Consider the following 17,230-nt stretch of genomic DNA (forward strand, 5'->3'; position numbering starts at 1 on the left):
GGGGGCACGAGCTTATGAAACGAATTATGGTAACCGGTGCACTCGGTCAGATTGGCTCAGACCTGGTGGCGAAATTGCGCCAGAATTACGGCGAAGAAGCCGTTCTTGCAACGGACATTCGTCAAATCCATCATGAAACGGTCCTATCGGGACCGTTCAAAACACTGGACGTAACCGATCACCATGCATTCCACGAAGCGGCTAAAGAGTTTCGGGCAGATACGATCATTCATCTAGCGGCTCTGTTGTCGGCCAAGGCAGAATCCAATCCGGCACTGGCCTGGAACCTGAACATGGGCGGTCTGTTAAGTGCGCTGGAGACGGCGCGGGCCTTGTCCTGCCAGTTCTTTACGCCGAGCTCCATCGCGGCATTCGGGGCGGACACCCCCAAGAACGCAACCCCGCAAGACACGCTGCAGCGTCCGCTAACCATGTATGGAGTCAGCAAGGTCTCCGGGGAGCTGTTGTGCGACTACTATTACCATAAATACGGAGTGGATACCCGGGGATTGCGCTTTCCGGGACTGATCTCCCATTCCGCGCCTCCGGGCGGGGGAACGACGGATTATGCGGTTGAGATGTATGTGGCCGCGATCCGCAGCGGAAGCTACACTTCTTTTATTGATAAAGGGACCTACCTTGATATGATGTACATGCCGGATGCAATCTCCGCCATCATTGCTTTGATGGAAGCGGATCCGGCTAAACTGAAGCATCGCAATGCTTTCAATGTTACGGCGATGAGCGTCGATCCTGAGGGAATTGCGGCCAGCATCCGCCGGCATATTCCGGATTTCAGCCTCGACTATGACGTGGATCCGGTCCGTCAAGCGATTGCAAGCGAATGGCCGGACTCGATTGACGCAACTGCGGCACGCGAAGAATGGGGATTTGATGTACAATATGATTTGAACCATATGACCGATGATATGGTCTCAAAGCTTATGGAGAAGCGGCGGGCTGATCAGAGCAAGATCAGTTAACGGCTTAGTTTCAAAAGGAGGATATGGTTACACTTGGAACCCATTCATAAAAAGGTAGGGAGAAATCTACAAGCCATTCGTAAATCACGGGGCCTCAGCCTCGATAACGTAGCCGAGTTGACCGGTGTCAGCAAAGCCATGCTGGGACAGATCGAGCGTGGGGATTCCAACCCGACGATCTCGGTATTGTGGCGCATTGTCAGCGGCCTCGGCATTTCATTCACCACGCTCATCGAGGAGGCGGAAACCGAAGTGACCGTGGTCTCTCCGGATGACGTGGAGCCTTTTCACGAGGCAGAAGGCGCGTACCGGGTGCACCCCTTGTTCTCCTACAACCTGCGTACCAAATTCGAGTCTTATATGGTCATCATGGACCCGGGCTGCGACCACGGGTCCGAAGCTCATAATGACGGCGTGGAGGAGTATATTTTTGTGCATCAGGGGGAGCTTGAGCTTTGGCGCGAAGATGAAAGCTATACCGTGCCTGCCGGAAGCTCCGTCCATTTCTCGGCTAACCGGCCCCATCGGTACGTCAACCCTGGCAACGAAACAACGAAATTTTACACGATTATATTCTATGCGGATGCCGCAGCCAGGGGATGAATACTACCTTTGTATCGGCAGGTCAGTGGTAGTGGTACCCTAAGCGCTAGTTTACGAGTTAAACGTGTTGTGAGTTGAGTTAATATGGCGATGTGACGGGGATGCTGGTATAGGTGTATCCGGCAGTGCGATGGCGCAATACCTTAAGGGTGCTTGCCAGCGTGGCGCGGTCAGCGACCGGCAATGCGGCTTGGGCGTGTGGCGCGGCGAAAGCGGATCAATGCCGCTTGGGGTGTGGCGCTGGTCAAAGCCTGGCAATGATGCTCGGTCTTGTGGCGCGGTCAAAGCCTGGCAAAACCGCTTGGGCGTGTAGTGCGGGGAAAGCCTGACAATGCCGCTTGGCGTGTGGTGCGGGGAAAGCCTGACAATGCCGCTTGGCGTGTAGTGCGGGGAAAGCCTGGCAAAGCCGCTTGGGTGTGTGGTGCGGTTAAATTCCGGCAAAACCGCTTGGGCGTGCGGTGCGGCGAAAGCTTGGCAATGCCGCTTGGAGTAGTGCGGCGAAAGCCTGGCAAAGCCGCTTGGGGTGTGGTGCGGTAAAAGTCCTGCAATGCCGCTTGGGGTGTGGCGCTGGTCAAAGCCTGGCAATGATGCTCGGTCTTGTGGCGGCTAAAGCCTGGCCTTGCGGAACAACGGTTATTATGCGTCCTGCCATGCCTCGGTAATCTGCCCAGTGTACACGCGGTGTTTAGCGGACACAGGGGACCTTATTTCGTAGAAAATAGAGGTTTGAGCGAAATTAACGGACAGGGAATCCGTTATTATCAGAAAATGGCGTTATTTTAACCGTTTGCGGAGTAAATAACGGATCTGGTGTCCGTTAGCACGTTTAATGGACCTCTTTTCTGGGAAATAACGGATCTGCTGTCCGTTACGATACATTGGCCTCTTATCTGGGAGAAAACGTATCTGATATCCGTTAGCTACGGCGTAGGCGTTCGGCGGGTGTTCTTGTCCCCCGTCGCCGCAGCTTCAATCTCGGCAGAATCACCCAAACCAAGTGTGGACGGATAAACGCTAGTTTCCTTTGCCGCCTATGCTCCTTCAAGCAGTTAGTTATCGACTTGTCTGATAGTGCATCACCGTTTTTTTGCATATCTATTATGAACAGAGGCGAGACCAGGAATGTTACCTGAAGCTTGCCTTTTTGTTGTACCCTCCTGAAAAGCAAACTCCCGGCAGTATGGGTCATCCTCGTTCATGTTCCCAGCTATTCTCTGCGTACCTTATCTCGCAAAATCACAAAGCACCGTTACCAGTTACCGCATTTTCCCCCATGTCTCTATCCAGAAAAAGAGGGGCATTTCTGCGCTTTCCTTTCCAAGTCATTGCTCCATGTATCCAATCTCAATAAACACACTATGATCGACGTTCAACCAAGCTAGCCGGGACCACGCACCGTGGACACGGTGTACTTACGGTGCACTTTACTTTGACAAAATAAATTAACCTATGTTAATTTATTTACAAGAGTTAACCAAAGGTGGTGTGTTCCCTTGCAACATCCGGATATCCCATTAAGGGAATTAAAAAAAGCCAAGAACAAAGTCGCGCTGTACGAAGCGGGATTATCCTTGATGAAGGATCGGATGTTCAGCCAGGTCATGCTGGAGGACATCTGCAGGAGCGCCGAAATATCCAAGGTCACTTTTTTCAAGTTTTATCAACGCAAAGAGGATCTGCTGATTTATTTTATGCGGGTTTGGCTGACCGAGCGGATGATCGAGATCGACCAGGAAGGGAAAAAAGGGTTTCAGGCATTCCGCCATCTGCTGTCCGAGGTCGCTAAGGAGCATCAAGTAAGGCCGGGCATGATGCCGAGTTTGATCTCTTTTCTCGCTGAGCAGAACATGCAGCCCTGCATGCCGGAGCTGAGCCGGGCGGAAGTAACGCTTCTCTTCCCCGGGCACGAGGAAGCGGGAAGCGAATCGCCCAACATGCATGCTTTATTCGAGCGGTTCATGAAGGAGGAAGCTCAAGCCGGCAGGCTGAATAAAGCCTTAACCTTGGAGCAAGCCGTACAGATTTGTTTCACCGTTTTTTACGGGGCGTTTCTGACGGCTCAGTTGTACAATTCCACGGAAATCGGCTGCTTCTACGAAACGCACCTAGGTCTGCTAGAAATCAAGGAAGGGGAGTGAGCAAGCATGAGCAAAGTGATTCCAGGTCGATATACCGCCCACATGGACGGTTCTTTCGTTGTATTCGTCATCGGGTTTCGAATTAACAAATGGTGGGCGGTACATAAGTGGCTGCCGGTCATGAACGCCATGTCCCCGATGCTGCAGGAGCTGTATCGGAACAAGGAGGAGCTCGGCTTCATGGACGGTACCTATCATTTTTCGGGGCGCGGGCTTACCCTCATCCAATATTGGAGAAGCTTCGAACACCTCGAGCACTATGCCCGCCACGGAGCCAACCACCTTACGGCATGGCGGGATTTCAACCGCAGGGTCGGAACGGGAGGGGACGTGGGGATTTTTCACGAAACCTATCTGGTCCAGGAAGGCCAGTATGAATGCCTGTACAACAACATGCCGCAGTTCGGTTTGGCCAAAGCCGGAGCCCATGTATCCGCGACAGGCCGCAGGGAAACGGCAAGCCGGCGGCTTGGCCGCGAGGGTGAACCCGCTGTGCCGACTCCTCCCAATCCCTAGCCCCTTATAGATTTACGGCGGCGAATCCTCTACGTTTCCCTCAGTAAAGATAAGTTTGATTACCATAGGATCAAGACCAAGTCAATGCTATGGAAGTAATGATGCTTTAGACGCGTTTTTCTTCCGAGTTTCAAAAAAGTGTTGGTAAACCCCGTCCGTTCTTCTATGATGAAATTACTTTCAATCGATGACGAGATAAGGAATTAAACGCTCAGGGGGATGCCTATGGGAAGGAAAGCGTGGTTTTACCGTCAGCTTTTATCGTATATGCCGGTCTTCTTTATCGTGATTTCCTTTGTGTTTTTTGTCTTTTTCCAAATGCTCGGGGAACAGTCGCGGCAAGGCGCGATTCAGGCTAATGAGACGATGATTCAGCAGGCGATGCGTTCGGTCGACAATTCGCTGAAGGCCATCGATCAGATGCTGGTGCAGGAATTGCTGTTCAACCCTGATATGTCGGAATTTTTCAATCAAGAGGATCAGGACAACGTCTATTTGAACATGCAGGCCGTGAAGGCCATGAAGCAGTTCAAGGTTTCCAACCCGCTTGTGGATTCCATGGTCCTCGTTCGAACCCAGGATGAATTCGTCCTAAGCACTTCGTCCACCTTCCGTTTGCAGGATTATGCGGATTATGACTTTCTCCAGCCTTATTTGAGCCAGGTCAATAGCGAAGCAAAATGGAGTGCCCTGCGGAATTTTCGGGAATTCAGCTTTAACAGCACGCAGCAGGTGGTCACCCTGGTACGGGATGCTCCCTTCGTTACCCATGGCAAAGGCGTGATTGCCGTCAATATCAAGGTGGACGCCATACATAACATGATTCAGGGCATGGTTAATCCCGAAGTTAGTTTCATTCATGTGATGGACACGGGGGGCCGATCCTTGATCGCCGGCACCTCGGGCGCCGAGCACGGGGAACTTGTGTCCCAAGCGATATCCCCTTACACCGGATGGGTTTACGAAGGGGGGCTTACCCAAGGCAGGGTGGTGGGTATCGTCAGCCAATTGTACAATGTCTGGTTTATCGTCGGCCTTCTGATGTGCATGGCCGGCGTGGTCTGGATCGTATTCGTCACGCGCCGGAACTATAAGCCGATTGAAGCCATCGTGTCCCGGATTTCAAAATATTCGCAGACCAAAACGAGCGTTCTGCTCCATGGCGGCAAACAGGATGAGTTTGCTTTTATCGAATCGGCGCTGGAGAGCCTGCTGGAACAGGCGAGCAGCTTTCAGCAGCAGCACCGTGAAGATTTGCTCCTGCGCAAAGCGTACCTGTTTCAGCAGCTGATGGAGGGACAGTATCCTTCTCATCTGGAGCAGTGGAACGAGCAGCGCGAAGCCATGGGGCTGCCGGATCTGTCCCAACCACAGATCGTCAATGTCATCGAAATCGATAAATACCCACTGTTTTGCGAACAGTATCCTCAGCAGGACCAGTATCTGATCAAGTTTGCCTTAAAAAGCGTCGTTCAAGAAATTGCGGCCGGGCAGGAAACGATGCTCTGGACGGAATGGATCTCAGCCTCGAAGCTGGGAGTTCTCGCGGCAGCGGAAGATCAGGATCCGAATCGGCATGTGGCCACGCTGCTGGAGCAAGCCCGCCAGTGGGTAGAGGAGCACCTGAAGCTGACCATAACCGTTGGCATCGGAGAGAAAGCGGAGCGGTATACGGAGATCCCGGAATCCTATGAGCAGGCACACGCCGCATTGAAATACAAAATGATCCTCGGCGACAACCGAATCATTCATTATGCCGAAGTATCCGGTGAGGACCGGGGGAATGCATTCGATTTTCTGAACCTGATCCGCTCGATGGCGCAGTCCTTCCGGCTTGTCAACAAAGATTGGCAGGCGAAATACAGCACCCTTATCCATAATATCGAGCAGAACATGCTGGACCGGGACGGCGTGGTGAACCTGGCGGATTACATGATGTACTCGCTGGGGCGCGAAATGTCCTGCATGGCGAAGGAATTTCAGGAATTGTGGCTTACGGAGGGGCAGCCTGCCTTACGGAACGCGCTTCAATCGTCCGATACGCTGGAGGAGCTGGAACAGGAACTCGGGGAGGCTTTATCCGCTCTATACGACAGCATCCTCGCTCTCATGGAGGGCCGAAATCATGCGGACACGATTCAGAAGGTTCGCTTGTATATGGAGCAGAACTCCAGCAACCCGGACCTGTCCCTCAATTATTTAAGCGAACGCTTCGGGATGAACTGGAAAACGCTGAGCAAGCTGTTCCGGGAGGAGACCGGCCAGAAATTCGTGGATTATTTGATCGAGCTGCGGATGAACCATGCCCGGAGACTGCTGGAAGAAACCCTGCTGCCCGTACAGGATATCGCCACCGAAGTCGGATATTCCAACGCCATCTCGTTTGGCCGGATGTTTAAAAAGCTGATGGGAATGTCGCCGGGGGATTATCGGGAGCAAGCTGCTATCAAGCAGCAGAAATTCGGGAACTAACGATCCTTCTGACTGCTTCATGCATACTGAATCAAGTAGAGAGTCCTTCTGACTAGTTCATGCATACTTTAGCCAAGTACAGAGCCCTGCGGACGATGCTGTCCTGCGGGCTTTTTTGCCGTCAACGGAGAGAGGTTTAGCGGCGGAAAAAGGTTTATCGTTCTCACGGCCTGCCAGCTCTGAAATTTTCCCCTGCTCGCGGAAATACGTTGATTCGGAGAATCTTGTTTATTGATCGGATGGAACCGTCCGCTCTAAACTTAGGACCAACACAAAGCGAAGGAGGGTGACCCCATTGGCTCGTATGAGCAGCACAATTCCAGTACCTGCAGATGCACAGGCACCAACGAATCTACGATCGAACAAGCCCATGAACCGAACGAGGAAGAAGCTGATGAAGCACTGGCAGTTCTACCTGCTCGTGTTCTTCCCGTTAGTCTACATCATCCTCTTCAAATACGTTCCGATGTTCGGCGTACTGATTGCATTCAAGGAATACAACGTCGTACAGGGGATCTTCGGCAGTCCCTGGGTAGGGTTCGATTATTTCCGGCAATTGTTCGACGCGCCGTTCTTCTGGCAGTATGTCCGCAACACGCTCGAGATTTCCCTGTACGGCCTGCTGGTCGGATTCCCCGCACCCATTCTGTTGGCGCTGGCACTGAATGAGATCAGGAACGGCCGATTCAAGAAAACCGTCCAGATGGTGACCTACGCGCCGTACTTTATTTCAACGGTTGTCATCGTCTCCATTCTGATCGTGAACCTCTCACCCAACACCGGGCTGATGAGCAACCTGTTCCGGGCGCTGGGACTGGAAACCGTTGATTTTCTCGGCGTGCCGGAGCTGTTCAAATCGATCTATGTCTGGTCCGATGTATGGCAGTTCACCGGTTACGGCGCCATCATCTATATTGCGGCCTTGGCAGGAGTCAATCCCGATTTGTACGAGGCGGCCCGAGTAGACGGGGCGACCCGGTTTCAAAAAATCGTCAATATCGATATTCCCAGCTTGTTTCCGGTCATCGTCATTTTGCTCATATTGAATCTGGGCAATCTGATGAGCCTGGGCTTCGAGAAAATCTATCTCATGCAAAACCCGCTGAATCAGAACACGTCCGAAGTCATCTCCACCTATGTGTACAAGGTCGGCCTGCTCGGAGCGAACTTCAGCTTCTCTGCCGCCATCGGCCTGTTCAATTCCGTTATCAATTTCATTCTCTTGGTCATCGTCAATTACGTATCCAGAAAAGTCTCATCCACAAGTCTATGGTAGGAGGAATCGCATGAGCAGATCAACCATACGGGAGTCCGCTGCAGACCGGATTTTCCTTGGTATCGTATATTTGTTTCTATCCGTCGTCCTGATCGTCATCCTGTTTCCGCTGCTGCACATTGTAAGCGCATCCTTCAGCTCCCCGGGAGCGGTGTCGTCGGGCAAGGTGTGGCTGTGGCCGGTGGACGTGACCCTGATCGGCTACAAAGCGGTATTCCAGAATTCCAACATTCTGATCGGGTTTGGCAATTCGCTGTTCTATGCCGTTGTCGGCACGCTTGTCAACGTCGCATTCACGGTGATGCTTGCATATCCGTTAGCCCGAAAGACGTTTTACGTTCGCAACATCATCATGATGCTGCTGGTGTTCACGATGTTTTTTGACGGCGGGCTCATTCCGAACTATCTGCTCGTAAAGTCGCTCGGCATGCTGGACACGCGCTGGGCCATGATTATACCGGGTGCGTTAGCCGTGTTTCAGGTCATCATCGCCAGAACCTTTTTTCAAACCACGATCCCGGAGGAGCTCGCCGAAGCGGCCGAAATGGACGGCAGCAGCGACATTACCTTTTTTCTGAAAATCGTCCTTCCGTTATCCAAGCCGATTCTGGCCGTGCTCGCGCTGATGTACGCCGTCGGCCATTGGAACTCCTATTTCAACGCCCTGATTTATTTAAAGGACAGCAGCCTGTTTCCGCTGCAAATCTTCCTGAGGGATATTCTGATCCTGAATTCCGTCAGCGCCGAGATGGTGACCAACGTGAATGAGCTGCTGGTCCGCGAAGGGCTGAAGGATCTGCTGAAGTATTCGCTGATCGTTGTGGCAAGCGCCCCGGTACTGGTCATTTACCCGTTTGTGCAGAAGTATTTTGTCAAAGGCGTGATGATCGGGTCCTTGAAAGGGTGATTCCTGCTTATTGTGAAGGAGGTGAGGCCGGCAGTACAGAATGGGTAAATTCCGAAGAACGGACACATAGGGGGTATATGCAACATTACGGTTCGGTTATGAAGTACGGGCAAGCATTTCATATTAGGGAGGAATTGATTTGAAAAGGTTCACTGGATTAGGTTTAAGTCTGATTCTCGCGGCAGTGCTGGCTTTATCCGCTTGCGGCAAATCGAGCGAAACAGGAACTGAAAATCCGGCAAGCCCTCCGGAGTCTGGGGCACCCGTTGAACTATCGGTATTCGCTCCTCAGTCCGCCGGCATCGAGAGCCTCGATGTCAATCCATTCTCCAAGCATATCGAAGAGAAGCTGGGGATTACGTTCAAATGGAATACGACGCCCGACGCGGTATTCAACGACAAGAAACTGCTGATGCTGGCCAGCGGGGATTATCCGGCGCTTATTATGAATGCCGGCATATCCAAGGCGGATCAGATCAAGTACGGAATGCAGGGGGCCTTTATCCCTTTGAATGATTTAATCGACCAGCATGCGCCGAACATCAAGAAGGCATTGGAGGAAGTTTCCTATTTGAAATCCGCCATGACCGCCCCGGACGGCAATATATACGCGCTTCCGAAGGTGAACGAGTGCCTGCACTGCACGTATGGCCAGCGGATGTGGATCAATACGACCTGGCTCGAGAAGTTAGGGCTTGAAATGCCAACGACCACCGACGAGTTCTATGAAGTGCTGAAAGCCTTTAAGGAGCAGGATCCGAACGGCAACGGAAAGGCAGACGAAATTCCGATGACCACTTCGCTCGATGTATGGGGAGGAGGAGTTGACGCCTTTTTGATGAATGCTTTTATATACAACAATGGTACGACATATCTAAGCGTGAAGGATGGCAAGGTGATTTTGTCCGCGGCTGAGCCCGAATGGCAGGAAGGGCTGAAATATCTGCGTAAGCTTTATGGCGAAGGACTGATCGATAAAGGAGCCTTTACGCAGAACGGCGATGCCGTCAAGCAACTTGGCAACAAAGCGGAGAATGTGGTCGGAACCGTCGGTTATGCGCTGATCAGCAGCGTGCTGGAGCCGACCGACGCCAAGCCCCGCCATAAGGAGTACGATGTCGTTCCCCCGCTGAAAGGACCGAATGGCGTGCAGCTAGCAGGTTATAGCGTCGGAGCAGGGGACGGATCGTTTGTCATTACGAACAAAGCGACGGAGGAGCAGCGGATCGCAGCGATCAAGCTGGCGGATTACTTGTTCTCCGAAGAAGGCACCGTGATGACGTCCTGGGGGTTCGAGGGAGACGGATGGCGAAAAGCGGAGTCCGGTGCGCTTGATTACAACGGCGAACCGGCCGCATACGAAGCGTTGAAGCGGGACGTGCCCGAGGGTTCCCTTGACGTAACCTGGTGGCAGCTCGGCACGATGCTGATGGTGAATTCCCTCCGCGAATCCTTTGTTGCTCCGGAAGATCCGCTCGGCAACGGAGCCTACGAGTATCGTTTATGGCTGGCTGCCAAGAAATATGAGTCTTTTGCCAAACCGGAGTTAGTGTACCCGACCGATGTGTTCATCGATCCGAAAGACGCAACCTTTATCGCGCAGATTCAGAAGACGATTCAGGATTACGTGAAATCGAACCTGGCCCAGTTCGTAACCGGCAGCAAAGACATCGAGAAGGATTGGGATGCCTATGTCAGCGGATTTAAGGGGCTTCAGCTGGATAAGTATCTGGAGATTCATCAGAAAGCATTAGACAATCAAGGATGAGGTATGGGAGGTTTATCGCTTGCACAATTTCATTGAATACGCTGCCAACATCGAGCCCTCGGAACGTCAATTAGCCGTACAGGAGATGGAGTTCTACGCCTTCTTCCATTTTACCATCAATACGTTCACGGATATGGAATGGGGCACGGGAAAGGAAGACCCGGCACTGTTCAATCCGGCGCAGCTGGATGCGGATCAATGGGTCGGCGCTTGTGTCAGCGCCGGGATGCGCGGCTTGATCCTGACCTGCAAGCATCATGATGGCTTCTGTTTATGGCCAAGTCAGTATACGGAGCATTCCGTGAAGAGCAGCCCTTGGCGAAACGGACATGGGGATGTGGTGAAGGAGGTTGCCGATGCCTGCAGGAGAGGGGGGATCAAATTCGGCATCTACTTGTCCCCCTGGGACCGGCATGAACCGTCGTATGGGGATTCGCCGCGGTACAATCAATTTTTCCTGAATCAGCTAAGAGAGCTCCTGACCGGCTACGGCGAGATATTCAGCGTCTGGTTTGACGGAGCCTGCGGCGAAGGACCGAACGGGAAGCGCCAGGAATACGATTGGGATGCGTATTACGCCCTGATTCGGGAACTGCAGCCGAATGCCGCCATCTCGGTATGCGGGCCGGATATTCGCTGGTGCGGGAATGAAGCGGGGCATTGCAGGGAGTCGGAGTGGAGCGTCGTTCCGGCGTCGCTGCGCCAAAATGAAGCGATCCAGGAAAAGTCGCAGCAAACGGATGACCGGGAGTTCGCGCGCCGCTATGAATCCGGCGAAGAGGATCTCGGCAGCCGGAGCGTCATTCAAGGCGAGAAGGAGCTGGTATGGTATCCGGCCGAAGTGAATACCTCGATCCGTCCCGGCTGGTTCTACCATGCGTCCGAAGACGATAAGGTTCGATCGCTGGAAGAATTGCTGCATATTTATTACGGCTCGGTTGGCGGCAATGCCACCTTTCTGCTCAATATTCCGCCGGATACCCGCGGACTCGTACATGAGAACGATCTGCGGCGACTGCAGGAACTCGGGGACGCCATCCGAACAACGTTTGATACCGATTTGGCAGCCGGCGCGGATATTACGGCTTCCGAAACGAAAGCCGGATCGGATGCTCGAAATGTGGTCGATGGTAACAAGGATACGTATTGGAGCCCCGAGGAGGGGACGGAATACGCCGTGATTGAGCTGGACCTCGGGCGGGCGATCGATTTCGATCATATCGTATTGGCCGAATACCGGTACGGGCAGTGGATCGAGCGCTTCGAGCTTGAATGTATGGAAAAAGGGAACTGGCACACGATCCAATCCGGGACGGTAATCGGGCGCAAACGCATCTGCCGCTTTCCCGCCGTACGCGCTCAATATATCCGCCTGACCATTTTGGAATCGAGATGGTGTCCGCGCCTGTCCGGCATGGAAGTTTACCGGAGCTCGAGGGATTGATGGGAGGACTGCAGATTTGCAGTCTCGCCTAAGGATGGGCAGGAATAAGGCGGCCATCGCAAAAGAGCGGTGGCTCCTTTTTTTCGAAAACGCAAAATTCACCTTCCGTTCCATCCAGATTAGTGTAAGATGTACGTGAAAGTACCTCATTCCATTGTAGAGAGGATGCAATCTGCATGAGTCATTCCATAACGTTTGAAACCCGGCTGTTAAGCTCTCTGTCCAAAGTGTTCGCCGATGAAGAACTGTCCCCGGCCCCGTACGACGCAGGGGCAGCGTTTAGCAATGAGACATTCTCGTTTCAAGTTGCCTACCGTTCCAATCGCTTGTTGAAAAACATCCGGGTCATTCTGCAATCTGAGTTAAGCGAACGGGTTACCGTCCGCTCCGTAGGCCTGGTTCCGTCGGAGCTGCCTACGTATCATGATCATGACGAGTTTATCTTAAGAGCTACGCCCGGGCTATATCCGGACCCGCTGCTGCCTCTGGCATCAGAGCCTGTTATAACCGGCTGCCCGGGCCAGTGGAGAAGCCTCTGGGTCACGGTGCAACCTGAGGAAGAGATCCAGGGAGGTACATATGAAATCCGGATCCGTTTTGAATCGGAATCGGGAGATACGCTTGGGGAAGAGGTATTTACGCTGGAAGTGATTCCGGCAGCCTTGCCTGCGCAGAAGCTCATTCATACGGAATGGTTCCATGCCGATTGCCTGGCGAATTACTATGAGGTGGGGATTTTTAGCGAGCGGCACTGGACGTTAATCGATCAATTTATGCAGACCGCGGCACTGCATGGGATCAATATGATCCTAACCCCGGTGTTTACGCCTCCGCTGGATACGGAAGTGGGCGGGGAGCGGCCGACGGTACAACTGGTCGATGTCGAGGTAAGCGAAGACGGAAAATATGCGTTTGGGTTTGACAAGCTCGACCGCTGGGCTGACCTGTGCGATTCCAATGGCATTCAGTATCTGGAATTCTCGCACCTCTTCACGCAGTGGGGAGCCCGGCATGCGCCGAAGATTATGGCTAACGTGAACGGTCAGTTGGAGAAGCTGTTCGGATGGGAGACGGACGCGACCGGAGAAGCGTATCATTCCTTCATCAGACAATTCATTCCTGTCCTGACCGGTTGGATCGAAAGCCGGGGACTTGAGCAGCGCTGTTATTTCCATGTTTCCGATGAGCCGTCCGAGTCCCATCTGGAGGCTTACGGGCATGCAAGCCGGCTGATGAACGAGCTGCTTCCGGACTATCCGATCATTGACGCGCTCTCCGATATTTCGTTCTATGAGCAGGGGCTGGTGAAGCGTCCGATTCCGGGCAGCAACCACATCGAGCCTTTCCTGGAGCAGCAGGTAACGCCGCTGTGGACCTATTATTGCTGCTCCCAGTACAAGGAAGTGTCCAACCGATTCTTCAATCTGCCTTCGGCGAGGAACCGGATCATCGGGATTCAGCTGTATAAGTTTAACATCGAGGGATTTCTCCATTGGGGATATAACTTTTGGAATTCGCAATACTCGAAACGCGCCATTGATCCGTTCAAGGTGACGGATGCAGATTGCGGTTTTCCTTCCGGGGATGCTTTTGTGGTATATCCCGGCGAAGAAGGGCCGATCGAATCCATTCGGCTGAAGGTATTCCAGGAAGCGCTTCAGGATTTGAGAGCGCTTCAACTGCTGGAGACGCAGATCGGCAGGGAGGCAGTGCTGCAGGCGCTGGAAGAAGGGCTTGAAGAGCCGATCACCTTCAAGACGTACCCGAGGGATCCGGAATGGCTGCTGTCGAAGCGGCAGTGGATCAATGAAAAGATCAGGGAAAGCTTGGCTGTGAGGTAAGCGGGCCGGGCATACGGCTTATTATGATGAATCAGGGCCATTTTAGGCCGAACGAATCCCGGCGTTAAACTGCCCCACCTTCCTTTGAGAAGGTGGGGCAGTTTTTGATTTTCCGATCTGTTTTTTCGCCTGATGGGTACCAAGCATGTTTCATTCTTGCTTGTGCATGATCCCGTATGGTTCCATGATAAAGAGAACGTGCATGTCATCAAGGTATACCGGCGCAAAGGGCAGTCCAATCCTAGAGATGAGATGGTCGGGATTCTGCCAACGATATCGGCAAACCACGCCCGAGGTGAAAGAGGCCTGCTGTGGTTCTAGTGGTGCCGCCGAAATTATGCCATCATAAGAGCAAGGGGGAAAGGAACGATGTATTTGGATTTCAAGTTGGCGAATGACCGCCCGGCGTATATTCAAGTCAAGGATTACATGAAGCGCTTGATGACAACCGGGGCGCTGCAAGCCGATCAGAAGCTTCCCTCCACGCGTGAGTTAAGCGCGCTGTTTCGAGTGGGCCGCAATACGGTGTTGAGCGCATACTCCGATTTGGAGGATGAAGGCTATATCTACGCGGTTAAAGGGCAAGGACACTTTGTTTCCCCTTCGATCAGCGGGGCATCCGCACAGCCGGAAGGCAAACGGCTGGACTGGGGTCCTCGCCTGAACGAGTATGCCAGGCTTGCGGAAGCGAATGATCTGATGAAGCACGGGATCCGTGCTGAGAAGGGCTCCATATCGTTTACAAGCATCGCTCCCGACGAGAAGCTGTTCGACCTGCCCAATGTCAAACGTGCATTCCTGGACCGGATGTCGCTTGAAGGCGATATCCTACTAAATTACGGTTACGCCAAAGGCTATAAACCGCTTATTGATTACCTTCTCCGTTACATGGAGAACAAAGGCGTGAATATTCAGGGCAAAGATATGCTGATTACCAGCGGTTTTACGGAAGGCTTAAGTCTGGTGCTATCCGCCTTGAACCAAGGGCATGGCCGCATCCTATGTGAGAATCCCACGCATCATACCGCCATTAAAAATTTTAAAATGCACGGGTATGCCATTACCGGCGTCGAGATGGAGCAAGACGGCATCAGTCTGACAGGGCTCGCACGAGAGTTGTCGGAGCGGTCGTACGACATGGCGTACCTTGTGCCTTCCTATCATAATCCTACCGGAATCGTGATGTCCCACCAGAAGCGGCTGGAAGCGCTGCGGCTGCTGAATGAGCACGAGATTCCCGTGATTGAAGACGGCTTCAACGAGGAGCTGCGTTATTCGGGCTCCCACATCGCGCCTCTCGTTGCATGTGCAGGGGGAGAGAACAACAGCGTGATTTACTTGGGCAGCTTCTCCAAGATCCTGTTTCCCGGCCTGCGAGTCGGATGGGTGCTGGCCGACAAGACCCTGATTCATTATCTGGAAAGCGTGAAGCGGGCCCGCAGCATTCATACGTCGACTCTGGATCAGTCCCTGCTCTTTCAATATTTGTACAATGGCAACTTCGAGAAGTATTTAAAGAAAGCGAAGGCCGAGTACAAGCGAAAATATGAGCTTGCGATCCGCTGCTGCGAGGAGTGGATTCCGATGGAGCGGCTGTCCGGCGACGGCGGGCTTCACCTGTTCGTTGAGTTCGGTCCGGACTTCCGGACGCGGGAGCTGCTGGAAGCCTGTTCCGCCCAGGGCGTGGTGTTTACGCCAGGCGATATTTTCTATACCGATGGCGGCGGCCAGCACACGATGCGTCTTGGATTCTCCCGCGTTTCCGACGAGAACATCGAGAAGGGGATTCGGATCATCGGCGAGACGGCAAGGAAGCTGGTGTAATGTGACGTCAACGGAGAAGGCGGAATTATTGTGGAGAAGCGAAGCGTTCTCCTTTGCCGTCGGATTTCAACAACGAGAATTCAGATCAGTGGAAATCTGAGGGCAACGAAAGATCGGAGGAATAATCCGCATGCGGAGTGATGATTAACATACAAAAGAATGCTTCTCCGAGAAATCATGGGCTGCAACGGAGAAGGCGGAATTATTGTGGAGAAGCGGAGCGTTCTCCTTTGCCGTCGGATTTCAACAACGAAAATTCAGATCAGTAGAAATCTGAGGGCAACAGAGATCGGAGGAATAATCCGCATGCGGAGTGATGATTAACATACAAAAGAAAACTTCTCCGAGAAATCATGGGCTGCAACGGAGAAGGCGGAATTATTGTGGAGAAGCGGAGCGTTCTCCTTTGCCGTCGGATTTCAACAACGAAAATTCAAAATCAGTGGAAATCTGCGGGCAACAGAGATCGGAAAAATAATCCGCATGCGGAGTGTTGTACAGGCAATCAGCTTGAAGAAATTATTGAGGAGGTCTACATCATGAAGGTTGGCGTCATCATGGGAGGTGTATCCTCCGAGAGGGAAGTTTCACTCATGACCGGCAAAGAGATGACCGCTCATTTGGATAAAAGCCGCTACGAGGTTTATCCGATCGAGATTCACGATAAACGCGAGCTGATCAGCAAAACCGAAGGCATCGATATTGCGCTGCTCGCCCTGCACGGCACGTTCGGAGAAGACGGAACGGTCCAGGGCACCCTTGATACGTTGGGGATTCCGTATACCGGCAGCGGCGTTCTGGCCAGCAGTCTCTGCATGGATAAAGATTTGAGCAAGAAGCTGCTGCGTTACGAAGGATTGCATACGGCTGACTGGATCATGGTCAGCTGCATGGAAGAGCTGGCGGCCGCCGACGTGGAGGGGCTCGGTTTTCCCGTTGTGGTGAAGCCGAATGCGGGCGGGTCCAGCATCGGTACCCGGATCGTACGCGACCCGGCTGACCTTGCATCCGCCGTCGAAGAGGCGCTGCGGTGGGACCGCTTCGTCATGATCGAGCAATGGATCGAGGGAGAAGAAATCACCTGCCCGGTCCTGAACGGCGATATGCTTCCGATTGTGTCGATCAAGCCGAACTCGGAGTTTTTCGATTATGCATCCAAATACGAAGAAGGCGAAGCGGATGAGCAGGTGATCGAGCTTCCCGCAGAACTTCAGGAGCAGGTGCGCACAGCCGCGCTTCAATGCTATAAGGCGATGAAGTGCAGTGTATATGCCCGGATCGATATCATCCTGAAGGGAAAGATTCCTTATATTTTGGAGGTCAACACGCTTCCGGGTTTAACGAAGACCAGTCTGCTGCCAAGAAGCGCGGAAGCGGCGGGATATTCGTTCAGCGGACTGTTGGATGCCTTGATTGAAACCTCATTATCGGAACGAAAAAGCGAAGGCAAGGAGTAGA

14 protein-coding genes are annotated in these 17,230 nt (G+C 52.9%); all 14 read left to right on the forward strand.

The annotated features are described in order from the left end of the window. Nucleotides 1-14 precede the first annotated feature (14 nt). A complete protein-coding gene (locus BMX45_RS09045) occupies nt 15-983 on the forward strand; it encodes an NAD-dependent epimerase/dehydratase family protein (RefSeq protein ID WP_090909376.1) in 969 nt (322 codons plus the stop codon). A gap of 33 nt (nt 984-1,016) precedes the next feature. Further along, nucleotides 1,017-1,586 carry a helix-turn-helix domain-containing protein gene (locus BMX45_RS09050; RefSeq protein ID WP_090909377.1) on the forward strand — a complete coding sequence of 190 codons (570 nt, stop codon included), beginning with the start codon at nt 1,017-1,019 and terminating at the stop codon, nt 1,584-1,586. A gap of 270 nt (nt 1,587-1,856) precedes the next feature. Further along, nucleotides 1,857-2,123, forward strand: coding sequence for a hypothetical protein (locus BMX45_RS30980; protein ID WP_139212442.1), 267 nt, complete (start codon nt 1,857-1,859; stop codon nt 2,121-2,123). Between the two features lie 956 nt (nt 2,124-3,079). Beyond that, nucleotides 3,080-3,724 carry a TetR/AcrR family transcriptional regulator gene (locus BMX45_RS09055; RefSeq protein ID WP_090909378.1) on the forward strand — a complete coding sequence of 215 codons (645 nt, stop codon included), beginning with the start codon at nt 3,080-3,082 and terminating at the stop codon, nt 3,722-3,724. A gap of 6 nt (nt 3,725-3,730) precedes the next feature. Next, on the forward strand, nt 3,731-4,240 hold the full coding sequence (locus tag BMX45_RS09060) for a DUF4188 domain-containing protein (RefSeq protein ID WP_090909379.1): 510 nt from the start codon (nt 3,731-3,733) through the stop codon (nt 4,238-4,240). 225 nt (nt 4,241-4,465) lie between these two features. After that, nucleotides 4,466-6,712: a helix-turn-helix domain-containing protein gene (locus BMX45_RS09065; protein ID WP_090909380.1), complete on the forward strand. Its 2,247-nt coding sequence runs from the start codon at nt 4,466-4,468 to the stop codon at nt 6,710-6,712. Between the two features lie 295 nt (nt 6,713-7,007). Next, the gene (locus BMX45_RS09070) at nt 7,008-7,988 is read left to right on the forward strand and encodes an ABC transporter permease (protein ID WP_090909381.1); all 981 of its coding nucleotides are present in this window, start codon (nt 7,008-7,010) and stop codon (nt 7,986-7,988) included. A 10-nt stretch (nt 7,989-7,998) separates the two neighbouring features. Beyond that, nucleotides 7,999-8,895 carry a carbohydrate ABC transporter permease gene (locus BMX45_RS09075; protein WP_090909382.1) on the forward strand — a complete coding sequence of 299 codons (897 nt, stop codon included), beginning with the start codon at nt 7,999-8,001 and terminating at the stop codon, nt 8,893-8,895. Between the two features lie 139 nt (nt 8,896-9,034). Next, nucleotides 9,035-10,663: an ABC transporter substrate-binding protein gene (locus tag BMX45_RS09080; RefSeq protein ID WP_090909383.1), complete on the forward strand. Its 1,629-nt coding sequence runs from the start codon at nt 9,035-9,037 to the stop codon at nt 10,661-10,663. Between the two features lie 19 nt (nt 10,664-10,682). Continuing rightward, nucleotides 10,683-12,107 carry an alpha-L-fucosidase gene (locus BMX45_RS09085; RefSeq protein ID WP_090909384.1) on the forward strand — a complete coding sequence of 475 codons (1,425 nt, stop codon included), beginning with the start codon at nt 10,683-10,685 and terminating at the stop codon, nt 12,105-12,107. Nucleotides 12,108-12,283: 176 nt separating this feature from the next. Then, nucleotides 12,284-13,948, forward strand: coding sequence for a DUF4091 domain-containing protein (locus BMX45_RS09090; RefSeq protein WP_090909385.1), 1,665 nt, complete (start codon nt 12,284-12,286; stop codon nt 13,946-13,948). Between the two features lie 132 nt (nt 13,949-14,080). Beyond that, nucleotides 14,081-14,269: a hypothetical protein gene (locus BMX45_RS31265; RefSeq protein ID WP_090909386.1), complete on the forward strand. Its 189-nt coding sequence runs from the start codon at nt 14,081-14,083 to the stop codon at nt 14,267-14,269. 48 nt (nt 14,270-14,317) lie between these two features. Continuing rightward, nucleotides 14,318-15,772, forward strand: a complete 1,455-nt coding sequence (locus tag BMX45_RS09100; protein WP_090909387.1) for an aminotransferase-like domain-containing protein — start codon at nt 14,318-14,320, stop codon at nt 15,770-15,772. Nucleotides 15,773-16,311: 539 nt separating this feature from the next. After that, nucleotides 16,312-17,229 (forward strand): D-alanine--D-alanine ligase, encoded by a 918-nt coding sequence (locus BMX45_RS09105; protein ID WP_090909549.1) that lies wholly within the window; start codon nt 16,312-16,314, stop codon nt 17,227-17,229. Nucleotide 17,230 lies beyond the last annotated feature (1 nt).

It is taken from the genome of Paenibacillus sp. cl141a (assembly GCF_900109305.1).
Taxonomy (GTDB): Bacteria; Bacillota; Bacilli; order Paenibacillales; family Paenibacillaceae; genus Paenibacillus_AQ; species Paenibacillus_AQ lautus_A.